General features: G+C 54.5%; 20 protein-coding genes. 8 read left to right on the forward strand and 12 right to left on the reverse strand.

Annotation, left to right across the window (positions count from 1 at the left end):
* Nucleotides 1–91: 91 nt before the first annotated feature.
* The 3 genes from AL479_RS10150 to AL479_RS10165 form a co-directional block, all read right to left on the reverse strand.
* Nucleotides 92–1,414, reverse strand: a complete 1,323-nt coding sequence (locus AL479_RS10150) for an MFS transporter (RefSeq protein ID WP_061075991.1) — start codon at nt 1,412–1,414, stop codon at nt 92–94.
* 352 nt (nt 1,415–1,766) lie between these two features.
* Nucleotides 1,767–2,795 carry an inner membrane protein YhjD gene (gene yhjD / locus AL479_RS10160; RefSeq protein ID WP_061075992.1) on the reverse strand — a complete coding sequence of 343 codons (1,029 nt, stop codon included), beginning with the start codon at nt 2,793–2,795 and terminating at the stop codon, nt 1,767–1,769.
* A 47-nt stretch (nt 2,796–2,842) separates the two neighbouring features.
* On the reverse strand, nt 2,843–3,742 hold the full coding sequence (locus tag AL479_RS10165; RefSeq protein WP_061075993.1) for a LysR family transcriptional regulator: 900 nt from the start codon (nt 3,740–3,742) through the stop codon (nt 2,843–2,845).
* A gap of 119 nt (nt 3,743–3,861) precedes the next feature.
* Here AL479_RS10165 and AL479_RS10170 point away from each other — a divergent pair, with 119 nt between their 5' ends.
* Both AL479_RS10170 and AL479_RS10175 read left to right on the forward strand, forming a co-directional pair.
* Nucleotides 3,862–4,620 carry an SDR family NAD(P)-dependent oxidoreductase gene (locus tag AL479_RS10170; protein WP_061075994.1) on the forward strand — a complete coding sequence of 253 codons (759 nt, stop codon included), beginning with the start codon at nt 3,862–3,864 and terminating at the stop codon, nt 4,618–4,620.
* A gap of 358 nt (nt 4,621–4,978) precedes the next feature.
* A complete protein-coding gene (locus AL479_RS10175) occupies nt 4,979–5,578 on the forward strand; it encodes a helix-turn-helix transcriptional regulator (RefSeq protein WP_061075995.1) in 600 nt (199 codons plus the stop codon).
* Nucleotides 5,579–5,593: 15 nt separating this feature from the next.
* Here the strand turns inward: AL479_RS10175 and AL479_RS10180 are convergent, their stop codons facing one another.
* Nucleotides 5,594–6,142 carry a GNAT family N-acetyltransferase gene (locus AL479_RS10180; RefSeq protein WP_061075996.1) on the reverse strand — a complete coding sequence of 183 codons (549 nt, stop codon included), beginning with the start codon at nt 6,140–6,142 and terminating at the stop codon, nt 5,594–5,596.
* 153 nt (nt 6,143–6,295) lie between these two features.
* On the opposite strand from AL479_RS10180, the gene AL479_RS10185 reads away from it, so the two are divergent.
* On the forward strand, nt 6,296–7,876 hold the full coding sequence (locus AL479_RS10185; RefSeq protein ID WP_061075997.1) for an STY4199 family HEPN domain-containing protein: 1,581 nt from the start codon (nt 6,296–6,298) through the stop codon (nt 7,874–7,876).
* 3 nt (nt 7,877–7,879) lie between these two features.
* Here the strand turns inward: AL479_RS10185 and AL479_RS10190 are convergent, their stop codons facing one another.
* The 4 genes from AL479_RS10190 to AL479_RS10205 form a co-directional block, all read right to left on the reverse strand.
* On the reverse strand, nt 7,880–9,529 hold the full coding sequence (locus AL479_RS10190) for an alpha,alpha-trehalase (protein WP_061075998.1): 1,650 nt from the start codon (nt 9,527–9,529) through the stop codon (nt 7,880–7,882).
* 362 nt (nt 9,530–9,891) lie between these two features.
* On the reverse strand, nt 9,892–10,143 hold the full coding sequence (locus tag AL479_RS10195) for a hypothetical protein (protein WP_071887614.1): 252 nt from the start codon (nt 10,141–10,143) through the stop codon (nt 9,892–9,894).
* A gap of 194 nt (nt 10,144–10,337) precedes the next feature.
* Nucleotides 10,338–11,690: a glutathione-disulfide reductase gene (gene gorA / locus AL479_RS10200; RefSeq protein ID WP_061076000.1), complete on the reverse strand. Its 1,353-nt coding sequence runs from the start codon at nt 11,688–11,690 to the stop codon at nt 10,338–10,340.
* Nucleotides 11,691–11,761: 71 nt separating this feature from the next.
* On the reverse strand, nt 11,762–12,604 hold the full coding sequence (locus AL479_RS10205) for a 23S rRNA (adenine(2030)-N(6))-methyltransferase RlmJ (RefSeq protein ID WP_061076001.1): 843 nt from the start codon (nt 12,602–12,604) through the stop codon (nt 11,762–11,764).
* A 215-nt stretch (nt 12,605–12,819) separates the two neighbouring features.
* On the opposite strand from AL479_RS10205, the gene prlC reads away from it, so the two are divergent.
* Nucleotides 12,820–14,862, forward strand: coding sequence for an oligopeptidase A (gene prlC / locus AL479_RS10210; RefSeq protein WP_061076002.1), 2,043 nt, complete (start codon nt 12,820–12,822; stop codon nt 14,860–14,862).
* 135 nt (nt 14,863–14,997) lie between these two features.
* Nucleotides 14,998–15,756, forward strand: coding sequence for a 16S rRNA (guanine(1516)-N(2))-methyltransferase RsmJ (rsmJ, locus tag AL479_RS10215; RefSeq protein WP_061076003.1), 759 nt, complete (start codon nt 14,998–15,000; stop codon nt 15,754–15,756).
* Nucleotides 15,757–15,845: 89 nt separating this feature from the next.
* On the opposite strand, the gene AL479_RS10220 is transcribed toward rsmJ, so the two are convergent.
* Nucleotides 15,846–17,048: an NAD(P)/FAD-dependent oxidoreductase gene (locus AL479_RS10220; protein ID WP_061076004.1), complete on the reverse strand. Its 1,203-nt coding sequence runs from the start codon at nt 17,046–17,048 to the stop codon at nt 15,846–15,848.
* A 232-nt stretch (nt 17,049–17,280) separates the two neighbouring features.
* Between AL479_RS10220 and AL479_RS10225 the strand changes: the two genes are divergently transcribed.
* A complete protein-coding gene (locus AL479_RS10225; protein ID WP_061076005.1) occupies nt 17,281–17,784 on the forward strand; it encodes an RrF2 family transcriptional regulator in 504 nt (167 codons plus the stop codon).
* Between the two features lie 59 nt (nt 17,785–17,843).
* Here the strand turns inward: AL479_RS10225 and dtpB are convergent, their stop codons facing one another.
* Both dtpB and uspA read right to left on the reverse strand, forming a co-directional pair.
* Entirely contained in the window at nt 17,844–19,316 is a 1,473-nt protein-coding gene (gene dtpB, locus AL479_RS10230) for a dipeptide/tripeptide permease DtpB (protein ID WP_061076006.1), read from the reverse strand.
* A 264-nt stretch (nt 19,317–19,580) separates the two neighbouring features.
* The gene (gene uspA, locus AL479_RS10235; RefSeq protein ID WP_000323571.1) at nt 19,581–20,015 is read right to left on the reverse strand and encodes a universal stress protein UspA; all 435 of its coding nucleotides are present in this window, start codon (nt 20,013–20,015) and stop codon (nt 19,581–19,583) included.
* A 402-nt stretch (nt 20,016–20,417) separates the two neighbouring features.
* Here uspA and uspB point away from each other — a divergent pair, with 402 nt between their 5' ends.
* A complete protein-coding gene (gene uspB / locus AL479_RS10240) occupies nt 20,418–20,753 on the forward strand; it encodes a universal stress protein UspB (RefSeq protein WP_042323109.1) in 336 nt (111 codons plus the stop codon).
* A 61-nt stretch (nt 20,754–20,814) separates the two neighbouring features.
* On the opposite strand, the gene pitA is transcribed toward uspB, so the two are convergent.
* The gene (gene pitA / locus AL479_RS10245) at nt 20,815–22,314 is read right to left on the reverse strand and encodes an inorganic phosphate transporter PitA (protein ID WP_061076007.1); all 1,500 of its coding nucleotides are present in this window, start codon (nt 22,312–22,314) and stop codon (nt 20,815–20,817) included.
* Nucleotides 22,315–22,544: 230 nt separating this feature from the next.
* Between pitA and AL479_RS10250 the strand changes: the two genes are divergently transcribed.
* Nucleotides 22,545–23,738: an NAD(P)/FAD-dependent oxidoreductase gene (locus AL479_RS10250; RefSeq protein ID WP_061076008.1), complete on the forward strand. Its 1,194-nt coding sequence runs from the start codon at nt 22,545–22,547 to the stop codon at nt 23,736–23,738.
* Nucleotides 23,739–24,045 lie beyond the last annotated feature (307 nt).

The following is a 24,045-nucleotide window of genomic DNA, read 5'->3' on the forward strand; positions in this document are numbered from 1 at the left end:
GTGCCTGCGTTGTGCCGGGTGGCGCTTGCGCTTACCCGGCCTACGGAAATGGAGTCCGGGTAAGGCATCGCCACTACCCGGCATGTAAAGATTACAGCGACTGATGACGCGTCTCGTGGGTTAACAGCAGCGCAATCAGGGTTAATGCCGCCATTGATGCCAGATAGGTGCCCACCGCCGCCAGCCCGTAGTTGGACTGCAACCACGCGGCGATATACGGTGCGACAGATGCCCCGAGAATCGAAGAGACGTTATAGGAGAACGACGCGCCGGTGTAGCGTACTTCGGTCGGGAACAGTTCAGGCAACAGTGCGCCCATCGGCCCAAACGTCAGCCCCATCAGGCTCAGCCCCAACAGCAGGAAAGCGAAGACCAGCACCGGATTACCGGATCCCAGCAGCGGCTTAAAGGCGAACAGCGCAAACAGGATAATCATTGTGGTGATGATGACCATGCTCTTACGACGGCCAAACGCATCCGCGAGCAGGCCGGCGACCGGCACCATCACGCCAAAGCCAATGACCGCCATCATCAGCATCCACAGCACGTCGTTGCGCGGCAGGCCCAGACCGACCGGCGCAGCGGCGGTACTGAACGTCATTGAATACACGGTCATGATATAGAACAGCGTATAGGTCGCCAGCATAATGAACGTGCCGAGGATCGTCACGCGAACGTGTTTGGTCAGTAACGTCCCCAGCGGGATTTTCACCTGTTTTTTCGCGGCGGCCACTTTGGCGAAAACCGGCGTCTCATGCAGCGAAACGCGGACGTACAGGCCGATAATCACCAGCACCGCTGAGAAGATAAACGGAACGCGCCAGCCCCAGCTCATGAACTGCTCATCAGTCAGCAGCCAGGAGAGCAGCAGGAAGGTTCCGTTGGCAAAGAAGAAGCCAATCGGTGCGCCCAGCTGCGGGAACGAGCCGTACAACGCACGCTTACGCGGCGGGGCGTTCTCTGTCGCCAGCAGCGCTGCGCCGCCCCATTCTCCACCCAGTCCCAGGCCCTGCCCAAAACGAGCCAGCGCCAGCAGCAGCGGCGCGAAGACGCCAATGGTGGCATAGCCTGGCAGCAGGCCGATGATCACCGTTGAGATCCCCATTGTCAGCAAAGACGCCACCAGCGTCACTTTACGTCCTACCCGGTCGCCAAAGTGGCCGAAGAGCGCAGAGCCAATTGGGCGCGCGACAAAGGCGATGGCGAACGTGGCGAGCGACTGTAGCGTTGCCGCTGTCGGGTCGCTCTGCGGGAAGAAGATGTGCGGGAAAACAATCACGGCGGCGGTCGCGTAAATGTAGAAGTCGAAGAACTCAATGGCGGTGCCAATGAGCGAGGCGACGACGACCTTATTGCGCGAATTGACCGGAGTATGTTCCTGCTCGTTATCGAGTGTGGTGGCGGTTGCTTGCATAGTATTTTCTTATTTTTGGCGAACGAACGGCCATATTACGCACAGCAAAAGCGACATTTCAATCTGTAACAACCGCTCAACATGGTTAAAAATCAGGCAAAAAGCGGATAATGTTTACGCCTGCGATTTCTCGTCCATGAAATGCTTCACATAATTTTAAAATTAGTGGATAAAACTGGTTTTTGGTTAAATAAAAGTTAAGGACTGGATTTATGTGCTAAATGAGCGGAGCGAGGCGGAAGTAAGTGCCTGAACATAGTGCCGGATGGCGGCGCAAGACACTTATCTGGCCTGGGTAGCGGGTGAACGGTAGGCCGGATAAGCGCAGCGCCATCCGGCACAATACCGCGCATCAACGGTGTGTTTTGCCCGGCATCCGGGGATCGTCTTTGTACTCGGCGGTCGCAATCCATGCCGCGCAGAACAGCGTCAGACGTGCGAAAAAGTAGAAGAACGCCATCAGTCCCAGTACGGAACCAAACGCCGCGCCGGAGGGCGATTTCACCAGCGCCGGCAGAGTCCAGGTCATGATGATTTTAATGACTTCAAAGCCAATCGCCGCAATCAGCGTACCGCGAATCAATGCCTTTTTACGTGGACGATGACGCGGCAGACGCCAGAAAATCCAGAAGAACAACAGGTAGTTGGCAAAAATGGAGATCGCCAGGCCAATCAACCGCCAGGTGGGCTTCAGCCACTCAATGCTGTCGAGATAGAGGGCGGAGATAATCATTTGTTGCGCCGAACCGGCGACCGAGGTGATCGACAGCGTCACAATCAAGGCAATCAACAGGCCAATCAGCGAGATGAAATCGCGCAGGTATTTGATCCAGATTTTTTCCTGATCCTGCGGCGTGCGCTCCCAGACGTCCCGCGACTGGGCGCGTATCGCCTCACGCAGGTTGCCCATCCAGTTAATCCCGGAGTAGAGGGCGATCCCTAACCCGACCAGACCGACGGTGGTACGCTGCTGCACCGCCGTATTGATGGTGCTTTTCAGCGTAGCGGCAAGCGTCGGGTCGCTGACGTTCATCAGGATTTTATTGAAGATGTCCTGCAACAGCGTGGGATGCGAGGCAAGAATAAAGCCCGCCGCGGCAAACGACACCATCAGGATGGGGATCATCGACAAAAACGAGAAGTAGGTAATGGCCGCGCCGAACTGGTTCCCTAACCGATCGTTAAAGCGTTCGGCCGCGCGAAGCAGGTGCGCAATTACGGGAATGCGCTGGATTTTTTCGACTGTGGTGGTCACCGTTTTCAGCTTCTCGCTGGCGGTGCTTTTCTTCTCGTGCTCAGCATCCCCGGTCGTGTCGATTTTGCGTACCGGGTCGTGTTCAAGTTCCTCAGTGGGGCGTTTTACGTCGTTATCCTGCATCATCAGGTCAGGCGTCCTTCTTTTGTTAATTCTCTGGACAGTATAGCGTCTCAGTCCACGTAGTCCTTCATTACCCCGGTCAGCCACTCCATAAACAGGTGCACGCGGCGTGAAAGATTACGCCGGTGCGGGTAAAGCAGCGATACCGGCATCGGCGAGGCGCGGTATTGCGGCAGCACCTCAACGAGTGTACCGCTGCGTAACGCCTCACGAACCCCGACGCGCGGAACCTGAATAATGCCCAGCCCAGCCAGACAGGCAGCGTGATAGGTTTCGGTGCTGTTAACCGTTAGCGTGCCGCCGGTTTTTATCCACTGTGTCCCGCCGCTGGTGGCGATTTCAAAACCCGGCGGTCGTGTCCCCAGGTTTAGCGAGTAGTGCACCACCGCATGGGAGGCGAGATCCTCAAGGCTTTCCGGATAGCCAAAACGCGTCAGGTACTGCGGGCTGGCGCAGTTGATCACGGTCAGCTTGCCTAGCGGACGCGCGATCAGGCCCGAGTCCTTCAGCGTGCCGACGCGCACCACGCAGTCAAAGCCTTCGCGGATCAAATCCACCAGTCGATCACTGCTGCTGAGCTCCAGTTCAATTCCAGGGTACTGCTGCAAAAAGGCGGGCAGGCGGGGGATCACCAGATTTCGCGCGACGCCAACCGGCATATCGACCCGTAGCTTACCGCTGATGCTGGTGGGATCGTGCTGAAACAGACCGTCCAGCTCATCCAGATTGCTCAACAGATCTTTCGCCCGTTCGTAATAGACCATGCCGTCCTGCGTCAGTTGTACCCGCCGCGTGGTGCGGTGTAAGAGCTGGGTGCCCAGATGGTTTTCCAGCGCCTGAATCTGGCGCGATACGCTACCTTTAGGGAGTCCCAGCGTGTCGGCAGCGCGAGAAAAACTCTCCAGCTCTGCGACACGAATGAATAACTGCATTGCATGAATTTTATCCATCCTGTAGCCCTATTGTTGTTCCAGATGAAACAGTCATGCGCAATTAGCGACATTTATTGTTTTTCTATCACCTAATAAGCTTTAGCTCAATCCACACAACAGCTGAAATGAGGTTTCTTATGACGCAACGTATCGCATTGGTGACCGGCGGGAGCCGCGGACTGGGGAAAAACGCCGCGCTTAAGCTGGCGGACAAAGGAACGGATATTCTCTTTACTTACCACAGTCAACAGCAGGCGGCGCGGGATGTCGTCGCTGAAATTGAGCAAAAAGGCAGGAAAGCGGCGGCAATTCAACTGAATGTCGGTGATAGTGCCAGTTTTGCGGCTTTTGCCTCTGAGGTGAAAACGCAGTTGCATACTCACTGGAACAGAGAGACGTTTGATTATTTAGTGAACAATGCCGGGATCGGTTTATACGCCCCTTTTGCCGACACCTCAGAAGAGATGTTTGACGAACTGATGCGCATCCATTTTAAAGGCCCGTTTTTCCTGACGCAGCACCTGTTGCCGTTGATTAACGAGGGCGGGCGTATTCTTAATGTTTCAACCGGGCTGGCGCGTTTTGCCCTGCCGGGGTATGCCGCCTACGCCTCGATGAAAGGGGCGATGGAAGTGCTGACGCGCTACCAGGCGAAAGAACTGGGCGCGCGTGGGATTTCGGTGAATGCCATTGCACCTGGCGCGATTGAGACTGATTTTGGCGGTGGCCGTCTGCGGGATAATAAAGAGCTGAATGCGTATGTGGCTTCGCAAACGGCACTGGGCCGCGCCGGTCTGCCCGATGATATTGGCGATGCGATTGCGGCGTTACTCAGCGACGAACTGGCCTGGATGACGGCGCAGCGTATTGAAGTTTCGGGTGGGATGTTCCTGTAAGCCGAATTGAGCGAGCCTTTGCGCTCGCTGAATGAGCATCAAATGCGAATTTTAATTCTGTAACATAATTCCACGCAGGCGACGGTTTCCTTTCTCATGCGTGTTCGTTATTCTCACTGAGATTTAATTTTCAATTAAGTTTATGGGTGGTGAAATATAAGGAATTCCTTAATTTATCGCCTGTTTTTTATCCCCGGATGTAATTCTCGTGTTTCAGCTGTAAAAAATTGTTTTTTTACTTCTCTCCCGACGCGATATCTGTACAATGGCCCCCCGCCAAATGGCGAATGTTTATTTTACCCGTCGGGTAATACCCTTCCCCTCCTTAATATTATTATCGGAAACGGTGGAGAGAGTAATGCAAATCATCATGTTTGACAGGCAGTCAATATTTATTCATGGAATGAAAATCAGTTTACAGCAACGAATTCCAGGAGTGAGTATTCAGGGTGTCAGTCAGGCCGATGAACTCTGGTATAAACTGGAAGAGAACCCGGAAGCCCTGCTCATGCTGGACGGCGATCTTGACGGTGATTTTTGCCGTTGGATCCTGCAAAAAACGGTGCAACAGTTCCCCCTCGTCAAAACCTTAATTATCGCGACGGACTGCGCGAAAAAAGGATTACAGGAACTGACGCAATATAATGTGCTCGCTATTATTTCCCGCGATTCTGAACCGGAAAAATTTGTACTGGCGATCAATAGTGTCGCGATAGGGATGATGTTTTTACCCGGTGAATGGTTAACGACTCCGGCAGCGGAATGTCGTGATATTAATGCCTTAAGCGCCCGGCAGCGGGAAATTTTAACGATGCTGGCATCAGGCGAGTCAAATAAGGAAATTGGCCGGGCGTTAAATATCAGTACCGGAACGGTGAAAGCGCATCTTGAATCACTCTACCGCCGACTGGATGTTAAAAATCGCACCCAGGCGGCAATGCTGCTGGTTCAGCCTTAATACCCCGCTATTATATTACGACCGGGTTCCTGCGGTCGTAATATATTCCTGTTTTAATAACCCCAGCAGCCAGTCATTCTGCCAGCGCTGTTGCAGCCAGTAACTCTCCCTGAGCGTACCTTCCAGTACAAACCCCACTTTCTCCAGCACATGCCGGGAAGCCTGATTACCTTCAGTGACACAGGCAGTCAGACGGCGCAGACCCCCGGTGGTAAATGCGTAATCGCAGACGGCGCGTAGTGATTCTGTCCCGTATCCTTTTCCCTGCGCGTCTGGCGTCAACAGGAACCCGACCTCGGCACAGGCTTCCCCACGATGAATGTAGCCCGTCACCCCGAGCGGCTTGTGGTTTTCGTTATCGCACAGGAGCAAACACAGCCAGTGTGAGTCGCCTGGATGCCATGCCGGTAAGCGAGAATCGAACGTTTCCCGAATGTCGCGCTCACTTCGCGCGTCGGCCACATGGCGCATCACGTCCGGATCCTGCTGCAGTGCGAGAAAAAAGGGCCAGTCGGCAGAGGTTATCGGGCGACAGGTCAGGCGGGTTGTTTTCAGTATGGGCACGGGGCTCTCTCCTGGGATATTTCTCAATGTTCACGTAGCGGTCACTGTATTAATTATTGAACTTGTTATATCTATAAAAACTAATAATTAAAACAAAGAACTAAAGCAAAATTAATGGCTTCCGCATGGGGGCGCTTTTAGCGAAGGAAGAGAATGACAATTAGCGTTTTGACGACACGCACCACCTTTGAACACTGTCTGGGGATTATCCGCCAGGCCTCGGTGGAGATCCTGCTGCTGCTGGGGGTACATGCCTCTGATGGCAAAGACCCGCGCTGGTTTCTGGAACACCTGGATCAGGCCCGGCTGAACCTGGGCGGCTGGAGTCAGGTCGCCCGGCGCCTGCATCTCAACGACGCGCAACTGAGCCAGTTCACGCTACAACTGCGCCATCTCCAGCAATGCGTACCGCAATATGACAGCGGGCAGGAGGTCAGTGAGAACCAACTGATTGCCGCCCTGCGCGTGGTCAGGTCGCTGGAGTTGCTGCGCCATCATCAATCGTTACTCAATTTTAAAACGGACATTGAAGAGGCCGACCACAGTCAGCAAGTGCGCGCAGAACGGCAGTTGCGCACGATTGAGCTGACCCTGACCGCGCTTATCTCGCAGATGTGGCCGGATAAAACGCAGCTCAATAATTACCTCAAAGACAACTTTGGCGCGGATAAACTCAGACGCTGGATTAAGCTGGGTGAACGTCAGGATCCGCTGAATGGGATGCGTTTTAGCGAGCTGGCGCTGATGATTGTCGATAAAAAGACCTTCACCCGCCACTATTCCGGCATCTTTAACGACGCGTCAGTGCTGAACCTGTTTGTTGAACCGCGTCTGACGCTGCGGGTGTTTCTCGATGACTGTCGCCAGGCGCGTAACACGGTGCTGGCCGGGGAGCCGCTGTCATCGGCACAGTTGACGTTACTCTCCTGTCAGTTTCAGCATATAGTCCGTCCTGTCCAGCGGGCCTATGAGCAAGGGCGCGCCCGCATTAATCCGGCGGCGTTGATGATTGTGGAAGAGGGGCAACTGGCGCAGTTTTGGGAGGAGGCGCGGAAAAAGGACCGTCAGGCGGGAGGCGATACCGAGGAAATTGGCGAATCCATTGAACCCCCGCGCAAGCGTTCCCTGCGCACGGCGGAAGAACGTGAACAACTGATCACAGGCGTGCTCTGGGGCGCGGTGGGGCTCATGGTGATCGCTATCCTGGGCGGTGGCGCGTGGTTAGTGAGTTCACAGCCGCCCGCGCCCGCGCCAAACATCAAGATCACCCAGGCGGAACCCAAGCGCGAATTGCCTTCCGCACGCGAAATGGTGACGCAGATGGGCATCACCTGGGATGTGTTTAATATGCGTGCGGCGATTGATCGCAATGACACTCGGGTCACCGCGCTCTTTTTGCAGGGCGGTATGAACTGGCAGGTCTCGTGGACCGAAACGGCGTTTTCCCGCGATAATACGGATGTCCTCGACCTGCTGTTGCGTTATCCCTCACAGATGGATGAGAGCAAACCCTGTCGCCGGTTTATCAATACGCTCGGCCACGCGATGTCTGGCGGCGCGTCGTTGACCGGCCAACATAAAGCGTATTTGCGGCGCTTTTGCACTGTGCCTGCAGTGGTGTCGCGGCAGCAGCATGATGCTGAACAGTCGGAACGACGTTACCGCGCCGACCCCAGCGCGGATAACAAGAAATGGCTGAAAATTCAGAGCGATATTTACGACGTGATCCGTTAGACGTTATGGCTCTCCATACAGCCCAATCAGACGGCGTGCGACGCCGTTGGTCCAGCCAAAACCATCCTGCAACGGATATTCGCCGCCGCCCCCTTCGCGCGGGGTGCCGCTGGCGATGTGATATTTCTCAATAAGTTTATGATGTTGTTGATAAAAATGATTCACCGTCTGCAGCCAGCTATGGGCGATTTCGTCTCCCAGCGCATCATCGCCGTACATCTTAAAGCCCTGAATCGCCATCCACTGTAGCGGCGCCCAGCCGTTGGGCTTATCCCACTGCTCGCCCGTTTCGTACTCGGAGGCCATAATGCCGCCGGGAGTCAACAGGCGGGCACGCACGGTATCCCCCAGCCGATCGGCCTGTTCATGGGTCGCCATCCCGACGTAGAGCGGGACAATGCTGGCGGCAGAGAACAGCGCCATCTGCTCCCGCCGCCAGTCATAGTCGCGATAGCAGCCATTTTCCTCATCCCACAAATAGCGGTTGACGGCAGCCCGTCGGTTGCTCGCCTTCTGGCGGAACAGTGCCTCAACGTCGCGTTCGCCTTTCAGCGCCGAAATATTGGCGATAGCGCTCTCCAGTTTGAACAGGAACGCGTTGAGATCGATAGGGATAAACTGCGTGGTGCGAATACTCGCCAGTCGCCCGGCGTCGCGCAGCCAGCGGGAGGAGTAATCCCAGCCGGATGCCGCGCCGGCGCGCAGATCGCGATACACTTCATTCGGCGGACGACCTGAATGTTTGGCGGTTTCCACATCTTCCAGCCATGACTCATCACGCGGCGTGTCACGGTCGTCCCAGTAGCGGTTAAGCAGGGAACCGTCCGGCATTCTGACCACATGGCGATAGGCCTGGTTGAGTACCAGCGACTCTGCGCCATCCATCCAGAAGGCATACTCCATTTTCAGATGGTCGAGATAGCGCCGTGCGCCGCGTACGCCGTCCTCTTCGAACAGTTCGACCATCAGCGCAAATACCGGCGGCTGCGAGCGGCTGAGGTAATAAGTACGGTTGCCGTTCGGAATGTGGCCGTAGTTTTCAATCATCCACGCGAAGTTATCTGCCATACATTTCAGCAGGTCTTCGCGGCCACTTTCCGCCAGACCCAGCATGGTGAAATAGGAGTCCCAGTAGTAGGTTTCACTGAATCGGCCGCCTGGCACGATATAGGACTGCGGCAGCGCCAACAGCGATGACCACGGAATATGATCCTGCGGCTCGCGAGTGAGTACCGGCCACAGCTGATCGATGTGCTCTTTCAGGGAATTTTCAGGATTGGAGACGTATTCGGTACCGTACTCTTCCGGCAACCAGAAATGATTTTCGATAAAGCGTCGCAAATCGAAATCCCGATGACGACGAACTTTGCGGTAGCGAATCAGAATATCGAGCGGATCCATTTTTGGCGCACAGTCAGGAAACGTTTTGCTGTCGGCAAAAATTTTCGAGGACTGGACGTGCTCGAACAGTTCGAGATAGCGGTCGGCTGGTGTCAGGGCGTCAGAGGCGGGGAGCCCCTCAATCATCTCAGGTTCCGGTTCTGCTTCAATCATCTCATCCAGTTTTAACTCGCACGGATCCGTTTCGTAGAAAAGATCGACGTCGATCGTGATTTCCTCTGACGGGGCGTGTTGCAGTTGCTGGTTGATCATAATGAGAAAGACCTCCGGATTGCGTCGTAAAGGATACGGGTGTTGCCCGGCTGTCTTTTAAGCGTAGACATTCGCTTCGGTACGCGGGGTGCAAAGTGTGCGGTAGATCACGTTTATACCGCAGGCATTTAACGCAGTAACACTATAATGCACTGATAATTCGAAATAATTATACTTCAGTATAATAGTCGAGAAGGCTTATTTTCGGAACATTCGATTGCAACGATTTGTGAATAACGTGATATTCAGGCCCCCGCTTTCTTAATCTTCTGTCGTTATTAATACACGATGGGGGCATTTAACTGTATTTAGTGAATTATTCTCACTCTGTCTGTGAGTTTGTCTGGGCTATGATGACGATGTTACCATTTCTCATGACGTGCATCACGACGCCCATCGCGACGGTTTTCACGTTTATCCTGGCGGCAGTGGGCATTGCTTTTATCGTCGTTCCGGACACATTCTCGTTTTGTTTCTCGGCCATCCTGGCGAGAATCCTGGCGAATGTCCCTGGCATCCTGGCGTTTTTCAGAACGATTGGTGGCGTGTGCTGGCAATGTTAAAAGTGGGAGAAGTATTACTGTAAATACGGCAGAAAGTATTGCTTTTCTCATCGGGTGAAAACCTCATAAAAATAAAATATAAAGCATTCCATTACTATTAATGCGATAAATAGTTCATGGTCAGACTGGAATACTATGGCTGATTTTAATTTATGCCCGGTAGAAAATCGTTTAATAGCAGGAACAACATTGTCCATTTTTAAATTAGAAATAAAAAACCCCGCTATTTCACGGGGTTTTGGCGTTTAACGCATGGTCACAAACTCTTCCGCCGCCGTCGGGTGAATGGCGACGGTGTTGTCGAAGTCTTTCTTGGTGGCGCCCATTTTCAGCGCCACTGCAAAGCCCTGCAACATTTCGTCCATGCCAAAGCCGATGCCGTGGATGCCGACGATTTTCTCTTCCGGGCCGACGCAGACTAACTTCATGCGGCACGGCTGGCGGTGTGAGGTTACCGCGGTATACATCGCAGTAAACGAAGATTTATACACTTTCACCTGATCGTCGCCATACTGCTCGCGGGCCTGCGGTTCGGTCAGACCTACGGTGCCAATCGGCGGGTGGCTGAAGACCACGGTAGGGATATTGCTGTAGTCCAGATGCTCGTCAGGCTTGTTGTTAAACAGGCGCTCAGAAAGACGGCGACCTGCCGCAACGGCAACCGGAGTCAGCTCGACGGCACCGGTGTTATCCCCGACCGCATAAATCCCGTCCACGCTGGTATTCTGGTACTTATCGACGACGATATATCCTTTTTCGTTGGTTTTTACGCCCGTTGCCGCCAGGTTGAAGTCATCGGTGGCCGGTTCACGACCAATCGCCCAAATCAGGCAATCGACCGTTTCACTGCGACCGTCATCCAGTTCGAGCGTCAGGCTGCCATCGGCATTTTTTACCACCGCTTTCGGGATCGCATGGGTATGGAGCTCAGGCCCTTCGGCATTCATCACTTCGACCAGGGTTTCGGTGATCATCGGATCAAAGCTGCGCAGCGGCGCGTGTTTACGCACGAACAGATGAGTTTTGGCACCCAGACCGTTAATCACGCCCGCCAGTTCCACGGCAATATAACCGGCACCGACAACCGCGACGCGCTCCGGCAGGGCCGGCAGTTCAAAGAAACCGTCGGAGTCGATACCGTATTCCACGCCCGGAATATCAGGGTGGCTCGGACGACCACCTGTCGCGATCAGGATATGGTCGGCGGTAAGGGTCTCGCCATTGACTTCGATGGTTTTGGCATCGACGAAGCGGGCAAAACCTTTGATGACATCAACGTTATTTTTACCCAGCACGTTGTCATACGAGGTGTGAATACGGTCGATATAGGCGGTACGACTGGCAATCAGTGTATCCCAGTTGAATTTATTGATCGTGGTGTCAAACCCGTAGTCCGGACCATACATGTGGATCGCTTCACGGATCTGCGCAGCATGCCACATCACTTTTTTCGGGACGCACCCGACGTTAACGCAGGTGCCGCCCAGCGCTTTGGCTTCAATCAGCGCACACTTCTGGCCGTACATGGCTGCACGGTTAATCGAGGCGATACCGCCGCTGCCACCGCCGATGGCGATGTAGTCATAATGCTTGCTCATGAGTCTTATCCTTCCGTTCTGATTGCCGCGATTGTATACCTGAAATCAATAGCTTCCACCGATGACTGCGATTACTCTGGCACGATCCAGCTTACCGAGGTATGCCCGGTACCCGCTGGCACCAGCTTGCTGTGCAGCCACGGCAGCACCGAGTTCATTTGTGCTTCCAGCTTCCACGGCGGGTTGACCACAATCATGCCGGAGGCGGTCATGCCGCGCTGGTCGCTGTCCGGGCGGACTGCCAGCTCAATTTGCAGGATTTTACGGATGCCGGTCGCTTCCAGATCGTGCACCATGCGCTTGATTTGCTGGCGTAACACTACCGGATACCACAGGGCATACGTCCCAGTGGCAAAGCGTTTATAGCCTTCGCTGATCCCGGCGACGACGGCCTGGTAGTCCGATTTAATTTCATAAGGTGGGTCGATGAGGATCAAACCGCGACGGGAGACCGGCGGCAGTTTTGCCTTCAGTTGCTGATAACCGTCGGCACGGGCGACGCGGGCACGTTCATCTTTCTGGAATTCACCCCGCAGCAGCGGGAAATCGCTCGGATGTAGCTCCGTCATATGTAGGCTGTCCTGCTCGCGCAGCAGCTGACGGGCGATCAGCGGGGAGCCCGGGTAGTAACGCAGTTGCCCGCTACGGTTGAAGTGTTTGACCACGCTGATATACGGCTCGAGTTCGGCTGGCAGGTCGTCCTGCTGCCAGATGCGGGCGATACCTTCCAGGTATTCACCGGTGCGTTCAGCATGCTCGCCGCTTAACTGATAACGGCCCGCGCCTGCATGGGTGTCCAGATAGAGAAACGGCTTCTCTTTCTCTTTGAGCGACTCGATGATCAGGCTCTGAACCGTGTGTTTAAGGACGTCGGCGTGGTTGCCAGCGTGGAAGCTGTGGCGATAACTGAGCATGGGTAAACGTGTTCCAGGTTGTAAACGTAGGCCCGATTAGCGTCACGCTTTCGGGCGAATAAAAAGTCTATCGCCACAGTATACAGAAAACTCACCGCTGCCGCGAAAGCGCAACGCCTGGCATTGAAATCCTCTACACTTATCCCCATTCTACAGGGATATTGCACAGCGCCGGATGCGCGCTACATTCACCTTCTTCAAACAGGACAGCGCTTATGACCAATCCTCTACTGACGCCTTTCGAGCTCCCTCCCTTTTCCAAAATTCAGCCGGAACATGTGGTCCCGGCGGTAACGAAAGCGCTGAACGACTGCCGTGAGAATGTGGAACGCGTTGTGGCGCAGGGTGCGCCCTACAGCTGGGAAAATCTCTGCCAACCGCTGGCGGAAGTCGATGACGTCCTGGGGCGTGTTTTTTCTCCGGTCAGCCATCTGAATTCAGTAAAAAACAGCCCGGAACTGCGCGAAGCATACGAACAAACCCTGCCGCTGCTGTCGGAATACAGCACCTGGGTCGGTCAGCATGAAGGTTTATACAAGGCATACCGCGACCTGCGTGACGGCGATCATTACGCCACGCTGAACACCGCACAGAAAAAAGCCGTGGATAACGCGCTGCGCGACTTTGAACTCTCCGGGATTGGCCTGCCGAAAGAGAAACAGCAGCGCTACGGTGAGATCGCCACCCGCCTGTCTGAACTGGGCAACCTGTACAGCAACAACGTGCTCGACGCCACCATGGGCTGGACGAAGCTGATTACTGACGAAGCAGAGCTGGCCGGGATGCCGGAAAGCGCGCTGGCGGCAGCAAAAGCACAGGCCGAAGCGAAAGAGCAGGAAGGTTATCTGCTGACGCTGGATATCCCGAGCTATCTGCCGGTAATGACCTACTGTGACAACGGACAGCTTCGTGAAGAGATGTACCGCGCTTATGTGACCCGGGCGTCCGATCAAGGACCTAACGCCGGTAAATGGGACAACAGCCCGGTGATGGCGGAAATTCTCGCCCTGCGCCACGAGCTGGCGCAACTGCTGGGCTTTGAAAGCTACGCCTTTAAATCGCTCGCCACCAAAATGGCGGAAAACCCACAGCAGGTGCTGGAGTTCTTAACCGATCTGGCGAAACGCGCGCGTCCGCAGGGCGAGAAAGAGCTGGCACAATTGCGTGCTTTCGCGAAAGCCGAGTTTGGCGTCGATGAACTGAACCCATGGGATATCGCTTACTACAGCGAAAAACAGAAGCAGCATCTGTACAGCATCAGTGACGAACAGCTGCGTCCGTATTTCCCGGAAAACAAAGCGGTAAATGGCCTGTTTGAAGTGGTAAAACGCATTTACGGCATCACCGCGAAAGAGCGTCACGATGTGGATGTCTGGCATCCGGACGTGCGTTTCTTCGAACTGTATGACGAAAACAACGAGCTGCGCGGCAGTTTCTACCTCGATCTCTATGCCCGTGAGCACAAGCGCGGTGGAGCGTGGATGGACGACTGCGTTGGTCAGATGCGTAAAGCGGACGGCTCACTGCAAAAACCGGTCGCCTATCTGACCTGTAACTTTAACCGTCCGGTCAATGGTAAACCGGCGCTGTTTACCCACGATGAAGTGATCACTCTGTTCCACGAGTTTGGTCACGGCCTGCATCATATGCTGACCCGTATCGAAACCGCTGGCGTTTCCGGGATCAACGGCGTGCCGTGGGATGCGGTCGAACTGCCGAGCCAGTTTATGGAAAACTGGTGCTGGGAGCCGGACGCGCTGGCGTTTATCTCCGGTCATTACGAAACCGGTGAACCGCTGCCGAAGGAATTACTGGATAAAATGCTGGCGGCGAAGAACTACCAGGCGGCGCTGTTCATCCTGCGTCAGCTGGAATTTGGCCTGTTTGACTTCCGTCTGCATGCGGAATTTGATCCGCAGCAAGGGGCGAAAATCCTCGACACCCTGGCGGAGATCAAAAAACAGGTCGCCGTGGTGCCGGGGCCGTCATGGGGCCGCTTCCCGCATGCATTCAGCCACATCTTCGCTGGTGGTTATGCGGCGGGGTATTACAGTTACCTGTGGGCTGATGTGCTGGCAGCGGATGCGTTCTCACGTTTTGAACAAGAGGGCATTTTTAACCGGGATACCGGACAGTCGTTCCTCGACAACATTCTGACGCGTGGCGGGTCTGAAGAACCGATGGAACTGTTCAAACGCTTCCGTGGCCGCGAGCCGCAGCTCGATGCGATGCTGGAGCATTACGGGATCAAAGGCTGATTTACCCGCCATACTTCACGTTGCCTCTTCGGCAACTGCGCTCACTACACCCTGGTCGCGTACGCGTTGTACGCTTCCAGGGATTCGTTCCCTTGTTGTCTTGATGCAACTCGAATTATTTAGGGTAAAGCGGAATTGAAAATCTGCTTAGTTGATGAAACGGGCGCCGGAGACGGCGCCTTATCTGTTCTGGCCGCCCGCTGGGGACTGGAGCATGACGAAGATAACCTGATGGCGCTGGTGCTGACACCGGCGCATCTGGAGCTGCGTAAGCGCGATGAACCGAAGCTCGGCGGCATTTTCGTGGATTTTGTCGGCGGGGCTATGGCCCATCGCCGCAAGTTCGGCGGCGGTCGCGGCGAAGCGGTGGCAAAAGCCGTGGGCGTTAAAGGCGACTATCTGCCAGATGTCGTCGATGCGACCGCGGGTCTGGGGCGTGATGCCTTTGTCCTCGCCTGCGTTGGCTGTCATGTGCGGATGCTGGAGCGTAATCCGGTAGTGGCGGCGTTGCTCGACGACGGACTGGCGCGCGGCTATGCCGATGCGGAAATCGGCCCGTGGTTGCAGGCGCGACTGCAGCTGATCCATGCTTCCAGCCTGACGGCGCTGACCGATATCACGCCGCGTCCGCAGGTGGTCTATCTCGATCCCATGTTTCCTCACAAGCAGAAAAGTGCGCTGGTGAAGAAAGAGATGCGGGTCTTTCAGTCGCTGGTCGGGCCGGATCTGGACGCCGACGGCCTGCTTGAACCGGCGCGTCAGCTCGCAACCAAACGCGTGGTGGTGAAACGCCCGGACTACGCGCCGCCGCTGGCGGATGTTGCTACGCCGAATGCGGTGGTAACCAAAGGGCATCGGTTTGATATTTATGCCGGCACGCCTTTGGCGGATTAACAGACCGCCTGATGGCACTGCGCGTATCCGGCCTACGACGTGAAGCGCGTAGGCTGGATAAGGCGTGAGCCGCCATTCGGCAATCCGGATTACACAAACGGTGCCAGCGGATCGGCAATTTCAAATGCGGCGGCTTTATCGGCTTTCGGCGGGTAGATCAGTTCGCGAGTGATCGACAGTTTCAGTTTCTTTGCCTCGGCACGCGTCAGTTTTACCTGCTGATCCCATCCTTCGGTATAGACCGCGCCCCAGGCCCCCAAATCCAGACAGGTGACGTAGTTTTCCTGACGATACGGCAGCGGGGCGACGTCCAGTAGGCTGGCTGCGGCGTTGTTGCCAGCAAATTTGCCCAGCAGGATTGCGTGTTGGCAGGTCATTAACGCGTGATTGCCCTTATCGTCAGTGGCGGCGTAAGCCACATCGCCCGTGGCAAAAATATCGTCATAGCCCACCACTTGCAGGTTGGCGTTGACGTGCAGCCGCCCCTGACGGTCACGCGGGGCATCAATTTGTGTTGTCAGATCGTTAGCCTGGACACCCACGGTCCAGATGACAGTCTGTGAGGCAATGGTTTGTCCGTCCTTCAGCGTAACGCCAGAGGCATCCACGCTTTCCACTTCGGCATTCACCCGCCATTCCACACCCAGTTCAGCCGAGGCGTCGACAATGACGTTACGCAATGCTTCGCTGTAGCGTGAGCCCGGCTGCGCACCGCGTTCAACTACGACCACTCTGGTCTTAGCTTCTGCGCCAAGGATATCACGCAGACGGCCAGGCAATTCCAGCGCCATTTCGATGCCGGTAAAACCACCGCCGCAAACGACCACCGTATTACGCGCATCACTCTCGGGTTGGTTTGCCAGATCCTGCAAATGTTTTTCAAGTACTGCTGCGCTTTCCAGTTGATCCAGATCGAAGGCGTGGGCTTGTGCACCCGCCACCTGCGAGCGGTTTACGTGACTGCCACTGGCGAGGACTAAGCGGTCGTAGCGCTGTAAGCGCGTTTCACCGCTGGCATCCGTCCAGCTCACTTCTTTTGATGCGGGAAGAAGCTGGTCAACTGTCCCACGCAGAAAGTTAACGCCGGTGATATCGAACAGCGGCTGGAGCGGCGCGACGAGTGTTTCAACCGCATTCTCATAAAAACGCGGACGAACACGCAGCTCAGGCTGCGGAGCAATAACTGTGATATCAATGTTCGGGTTGGCTTCTTTATCAAGCAGACGAGCCGCGCTGAGTGCAGCCCACATCCCCGAAAAGCCTGTCCCGACGATCAGAATTTGTTTACGCATGTTGGTTTCATCCGGTAGTCATGATGGTTGATTTACTCGGATTTTATTTGTCGTAGTTAAAAGATGCAATCTGATTTCAGGCCCCTCTGGGGATAAACGGAGTAATATGTTTTTATCATATTGAAAAATAATAAATTAAATATTTTACCCTACCTGCAATTCGCTTCTTATCTGGAATGGTGATGATGAAAAAGCTACAATAACTCAGAATTATTTTGGCTGAGATAAGAGCATGGCATTCTACAGTTCCGGGGTTGAGTACGGCATTCATAGCCTGATGTGTATGGTGGATAGCAAAGGGGATGCCCGCGATATGAGCGTGCGCGAAATTGCCGATCTGCAAAGCGTGCCCTACGACTATCTGGCCAAAATTTTTACCCGTCTGTCGAAGGCGGGACTGGTGCGTAGTATTGAGGGGAAAGGCGGCGGTTTTCAGCTCGCCAGACCTGCCGAGCACATTACGGTGTTGGATGTGGTCAACGCGATCGACGGTGACAAGCGTATCTTTGAATGTCGGGAGATCCGCCAGCGGCTGGCGGTTTTTGAGGAACAGCCGCCCGCATGGGCCTGTGAAGGGATTTGCGGCGTCCGCTCGGTAATGGATATGGCGCAGCAGCGCATGGAAGAGGCATTAGGGCAGCATACGATTCTCGACCTGGCGCGCAAAATGTATCGCAAAGCGCCCGAGACCTTTGTGGTCGAGGTACAGGAATGGATTAACGTACGCAAAGGATGAATGTCTCTGGCACTAAAATCCAGGCCGGATGAGGCAAAGCCAACATCCGGCAATCACGATTATTGCGTGGTATCCGGCGTATTAATCATCCGGTTCAGCCACGGCACCATCAGCGCCATCACGACAGTGACAGCCAGCGTCACCAGCCCGATTTTACTGAACACGCCTGTATAGATCGGCAATGTCTGCAGCGGGTCGGTGATGTTCTCCGGTACGGCAGTAAAGGTCGCGACGTAACCCCCCAGCAGGAACGCAGCGGCCTGCGTCAGGAACCACATCCCAAGAATAAAGCCCATCAGATGCTGCGGAACCAGCGCCGCGACCATCGCCAGCCCCAGCGCGCTAATCAGCAACTCGCCGAGACTCTGGAACAGATAAACCAGTACGATAAACCACGGTGACGTCAGTCCCTGCGCATCGGCAAACCACATCCCCGCCGCAGCGGCGGTCAGAAAGCCCAGCGAACACAGGAACATCCCGAGAGTAAACTTCATCGGCATCGTCAGGTCTTTGCCTTTGCTACCCAGTCGCGTATAGATCGCCGCCAGTACCGGGCTGGCAACCACCACCCAGAACGGGTTCAGCGCCTGGAAGCTCACCGGGTTAATAGTAAAACCGAGGATCTCATGGTGAACGTTGTTGATGGCAAAGAAGTTCAGTGAGGTCGGCATCTGCGCATACAGAATATAAAACAGCACCGCTTCAAGCATCAGAATAAACGCCACAAACATCTTGTTGCGTCCGGTTTTATCCAGTCTGAAAGCCTGGCGGAAGAAGATAATGGTCACCACAATCGACAGAACAATCAGCACCAGGTTGGCGATTTTCACGTTGTGCATCAGCCAGGCGCAGAGGAAGACCATCACCACGGTGCCAATCAGGACATACAGCAGATTGCGGAAGCTCATCGGCAGATGGTCTGGCTCGGAACCGATATCTTTCACCATACCGCGGCAGGCGAAATAGACCAGCAGCGCGACAATCAGCCCCGCCCCGCACAGGTTGTAGGTGACGGCATAGCCAAACTTATCCGCGATCACCGGCGCCAGTGACAGCGACAGCAGCGAACCGATGTTTATCGACATGTAGAACAGCGTGAATGCGCCATCCAGACGTGGATCTTTGGGCGGATAGCATTTGGAGAGCAGGCTTGCCGGGTTCGCCTTAAACAGGCCGTTGCCGACGGCAATCGTCCCAAGCGCGATAAAAATAAGGTCCGGTTTGAGCAACGACATTCCCGTCATGAAGTAGCCAAGCGCCAACACAATCGCGCCCAGCACCAGCGTACGTTTGGTGCCGAGCAGGTGGTCGCCAACGTACCCCCCAATCGAGATCAGACCGTAGACCAGTGCGGCAAAGGCACCGAAGGTGATAAACGCCTGCTCTTGTGAGAATCCCAGTTGCTTAACAAAGAAAACCGCCAGGATACCCTGAACGCCGTAATAACCAAATCGTTCCCATAACTCGACAAAAAAGATCATGAAGAACGGGCGGGGTTGCTGCAGCAAACCCGTTGGTGCAGATGTATTCATATTGCTTCGCCTTTCAATGCCATCCCGAAAAGTATGAACGCGTAATACAAAACGCGCCGAAAAAGTCTGACTCTGTTATAGACTGCGGCCATTGGCCGGTAGCGTAGAGTATTATACAGATTGATTTCATTCTAATCAGTTGATCACACTAATTGTGATTGATGGCCTGGAAGGTTGTACTGTTCAAGTATGGGGATGGCAGAAACAAAAACGCCCGCATAGGCGGGCGCTCTGACATGACCGGATGACCCGGTTAGCGATGTTTTATTCTTCTTCGTCACGCAGCGGAACAATCAGCATGTCGACGTGAACGGTGTTGATCAGCTGACGCGCGGAGGACATTAGTTTGCTCCAGAAGTCCTGGTGATGACCGCAAACAACCAGGTCCATGTCGTATTTCTTAATGGCGTCAACCAGCACCTGACCCAGATCGCCGCTGCCGCTCAGGGTTTCGGTAATCGGATAGCCTGCGTTGGTGGACAGTTCGGTCAGTGCGTGGTGAGTTTCTTCAGAAATGCGTTTTTGCATGTCGCCCAGATTGACGTCGATCAGGCCGGTATAAAGGTCAGAGTAGTTTACATCAACGTGGATAAGGGAAACTTTTGCGTTGTACGGCCGTGCCATAGAGACGGCTTTTTCTACCAGAACTTTGCTTTCCGGAGAAAGATCAACCGCGATGAGAATGTGTTTGTAAGCCATAGTATTACTCCTTCCATAAAGTTGTCGATGACCAGCCAGCTAGCGATTTTTCTACCTTGCGTCACTCGCGTCCTGCGAACTGTGCGATATGTCTACGCGGGGCTAGCTCAGCCGCGATGAGGTGAATTGTAGAGACTATCCTTACATTATAGCGACCTGGATAATCCGTCAATCCGCCTTGCTTACCAAATAGTTAAACAAAATATTTAGATAATTGCATTGATAGTGATTAACCTTCTGGCAAAAAAATTAACTGATCTCCTACACTATTTAGAGAGCCGCTCTGATGATAAGCTCAAAATGAGCGGTTTTTAGTCGTACTTTTTCATTGACTGTCTGGCAAGTTTCGGGGAGCGGTAGTCCCGGAGCGGAGCTCCGTGGGCGGGTCGCCGGGGAGGTCGTATGATAAGCACCGTTGCATTATTCTGGGCATTATGTGTTGTTTGCATTGTGAATATGGCGCGCTATTTCTCGTCGCTACGCGCGCTGCTCGTGGTACTTCGTGGTTGCGATCCTTTGCTCTATCAGTATGTTGACGGGGGCGGCTTTTTCACCTCGCACGGCCAACCCAATAAGCAGGTACGCCTGGTGTGGTATATCTACGCCCAGCGCTACCGCGATCACCATGATGATGAGTTTATCCGCCGCTGTGAGCGGGTACGTCGTCAGTTCATTCTGACCAGCGCGCTATGTGGGCTCGTGGTGGTCAGTCTTATTGCATTGATGATTTGGCACTGAGCACAAAAAAGCGGGCCAGTTTCCTGACCCGCTTGCTACGGTAACTTCTTTTCTCTTTCGCTTAGATAAGCTTCAGCGAGATCCAGTACAGCGTACCGGACAACAGAATCGCGGCGGGTAATGTGAACACCCACGCCATCAGAATGCTGGTCACCGTTTTACGCTGCAGACCCCCACCGTCGACAACCATCGTCCCCGCGACGGAGGAAGAGAGTACGTGGGTGGTGGACACCGGCATCCCGGTGTAGCTGGCCAGACCGATAGAGACGGCTGCCGTCATCTGCGCAGACATCCCTTGAGCATAGGTCATGCCTTTCTTACCAATCTTCTCACCGATGGTGGTCGCCACGCGGCGCCAGCCGATCATGGTACCAATACCCAGCGCCAGCGCGACCGCCATGATGATCCAGATCGGCGCATACTCAATGGTGCTCAGCATATCGGTTTTCAGTTTCTTCAGCAGACGCTGATCGTCAGCGCTTACGCCCGGCAGCTTCGTCACTTTATCGGTCGTGTCGGAGATGCACAGCATGATGCGACGTAGTTGGCCGCGCTGCTCAACGCTCAGCTTGTCATAGCTTTCCACATTGTTCGACAGCATCGCCTTCGCGCGATCCAGCGCGTTAAGGGTGTTTGCCGGATGGCAGTGGAATTCCGTCGGCTGCGTCGCGGCCGGTTCCGGAGATGGAATGAGTTGATCGACGCCCGTCACTTTCTTCAGCAGATCAGGATGCTGCTGGAAGTAGATTTCGACGTTGTTGATGGCATCACGGGTACGGGTGATTTCATAACCCGAGGCATTCATGTTCACCACGAAGCCCGCCGGCGCCACACCAATCAGTACCAGCATCACCAGACCAATGCCTTTCTGGCCGTCGTTCGCGCCATGCGAGAAGGCCACGCCGATAGCAGAAAGAATCAGGGCGATACGGGTCCAGAACGGCGGCTTTTTCTTGCCGTCTTTCTTTTCACGTTCCGCAGGCGTGAGGTGAATACGGGCGCGTTTTTTGGTACCGCTCCAGTAGCGACGCAGAAGGAAAATCAGGCCGCCTGCGACCACCAGGCCAACGATGGGCGAGACGATCAGCGAGGCAAAAATACCCATGACTTTCGGGATGTTAAGTGCGTCCACCACTGACGTGCCGGTCATCAGCGCATTGGTTAAACCGATGCCGATAATCGCGCCAATCAGCGTGTGGGAACTGGAGGCGGGTAAACCAAAGTACCAGGTTCCCAGGTTCCAGATGATGGCGGCGAGCAGCATGGAGAACACCATCGCGAGTCCGTGCGAAGATCCCATGTTGAGCAGGAGATCGGTCGGTAACATATGCACGATGGCATAGGCCACGCTGAGACCGCCCAGCAGCACACCAAAGAAGTTGAACACCGCAGCCATGACCACCGCAAGCTGCGAACGCATCGCACGGGTGTAGATCACGGTTGCGACTGCGTTGGCTGTATCATGGAAGCCGTTGATTGCTTCGTAAAACAGCACAAAAGCCAGAGCAAGCAATAATAAAAGCCCGGTATGTAAATCCAGGCCAGCAAACAAATGTAGCATAGGACGTTACGCCATCTTGAGGACATGAACGCGGCGCATTATCAGTGACTTTAGCGGCGCGGGCAAAGTGAAATATAGACTTTTTTTGATTTAACGTCTGAATACAATAGTGCCTATAAAGAATTATCTTATATATTTCATATAAATACTTCTTCCTAAGGATTTTGTCGCTGGTGCGACCACTGAGATAACTTTACAATTCACGCCCTGAATTTAGAGAGGAACGTAAAGTGGAAAGGTTTGATGCCATTATTATAGGCGCTGGCGCGGCAGGTATGTTCTGTGCAGCACAGGCAGGACAGGCCGGCAGTCGGGTGCAGCTCATTGATAATGGAAAGAAGCCTGGCCGCAAGATCCTCATGTCCGGTGGGGGTCGCTGCAACTTTACGAACCTTTATGTTGAGCCGGCGGCTTATTTGAGTCAGAACCCGCATTTTTGCAAGTCTGCGCTGGCGCGCTATACCCAGTGGGATTTCATCGATCTCGTGGGTAAACACGGTATTGCCTGGCATGAAAAAACGCTCGGGCAGCTTTTTTGCGATGATTCCGCACAGCAAATCGTCGATATGCTGGTGGCGGAATGCGAAAAAGGCAATGTAACCCTGCGCTTACGCAGTGAAGTTCTGAGCGTTGCGCGGGATGATGATGGTTTTACGCTGGAGCTGAACGGGGCGATCGTCGGCGCGAAAAAACTGGTGATTGCTTCAGGCGGGCTGTCGATGCCAGGTCTGGGCGCGTCGCCGTTTGGCTATAAAATTGCCGAACAGTTTGGCCTGAACGTTTTGCCAACCCGCGCCGGGCTGGTGCCGTTTACCCTGCACAAACCGCTGCTGGAGCAGCTTCAGGTACTGTCTGGCGTTTCCGTTCCGTCGGTCATCACCGCGCAGGACGGTACCGTCTTTCGTGAAAATCTGCTCTTTACCCATCGCGGCCTTTCTGGCCCTGCGGTTTTACAGATTTCCAGCTTCTGGCAGCCAGGCGAATTCGTCAGCATCAATTTACTGCCGGATGTCAGTCTGGATGACGTCCTTAACGAACAACGCAGCGCCCATCCGAATCAAAGCCTGAAGAATACGCTGGCGATGCTGCTGCCGAAGCGACTGGTGGAGTGCCTGCAACAGCTCGGGCAGATCCCTGACGTCTCGCTCAAACAGCTCAACGTTCGCGACCAGCAGACGCTGATCGACACGTTGACCGACTGGCGCGTACAGCCGAACGGCACTGAAGGCTATCGCACGGCAGAAGTGACCCTTGGCGGGGTAGACACCCACGAACTGTCGTCACGCACCATGGAAGCGCGCAAGGTGCCGGGTCTCTACTTTATCGGCGAAGTGATGGACGTCACTGGCTGGTTGGGCGGTTACAACTTCCAGTGGGCGTGGTCCAGCGCCTGGGCATGCGCGCAGGATCTTGCCGGGGAATAAGTGATTCACTCGGCATATCATTACAAACGATAAGCGAATAGACATCATCCATAATGATGCTAGTATTCCATTGATACTAGCTATGAGTATGCGTGTTTCATTTACGGCCAGGAACGCTGATGATGACAACATTACTACCCGTTTTTCGCACTTCTCTGTCATTCACTTTCCTTCACGGTGAGCGCAGTCATGACGTCTGCATGTCGCCCGGCCACTCTCACTTTTTCCTTCTTATCCCGGAGGGAAGATACCGCTGAACGTCCGTTCAGTGGGGTTTTGTGACACGCATTGTTTACTAACAGGGATT

The sequence above is a fragment of the Citrobacter amalonaticus genome (assembly GCF_001559075.2).
Classification (GTDB): domain Bacteria; phylum Pseudomonadota; class Gammaproteobacteria; order Enterobacterales; family Enterobacteriaceae; genus Citrobacter_A; species Citrobacter_A amalonaticus_F.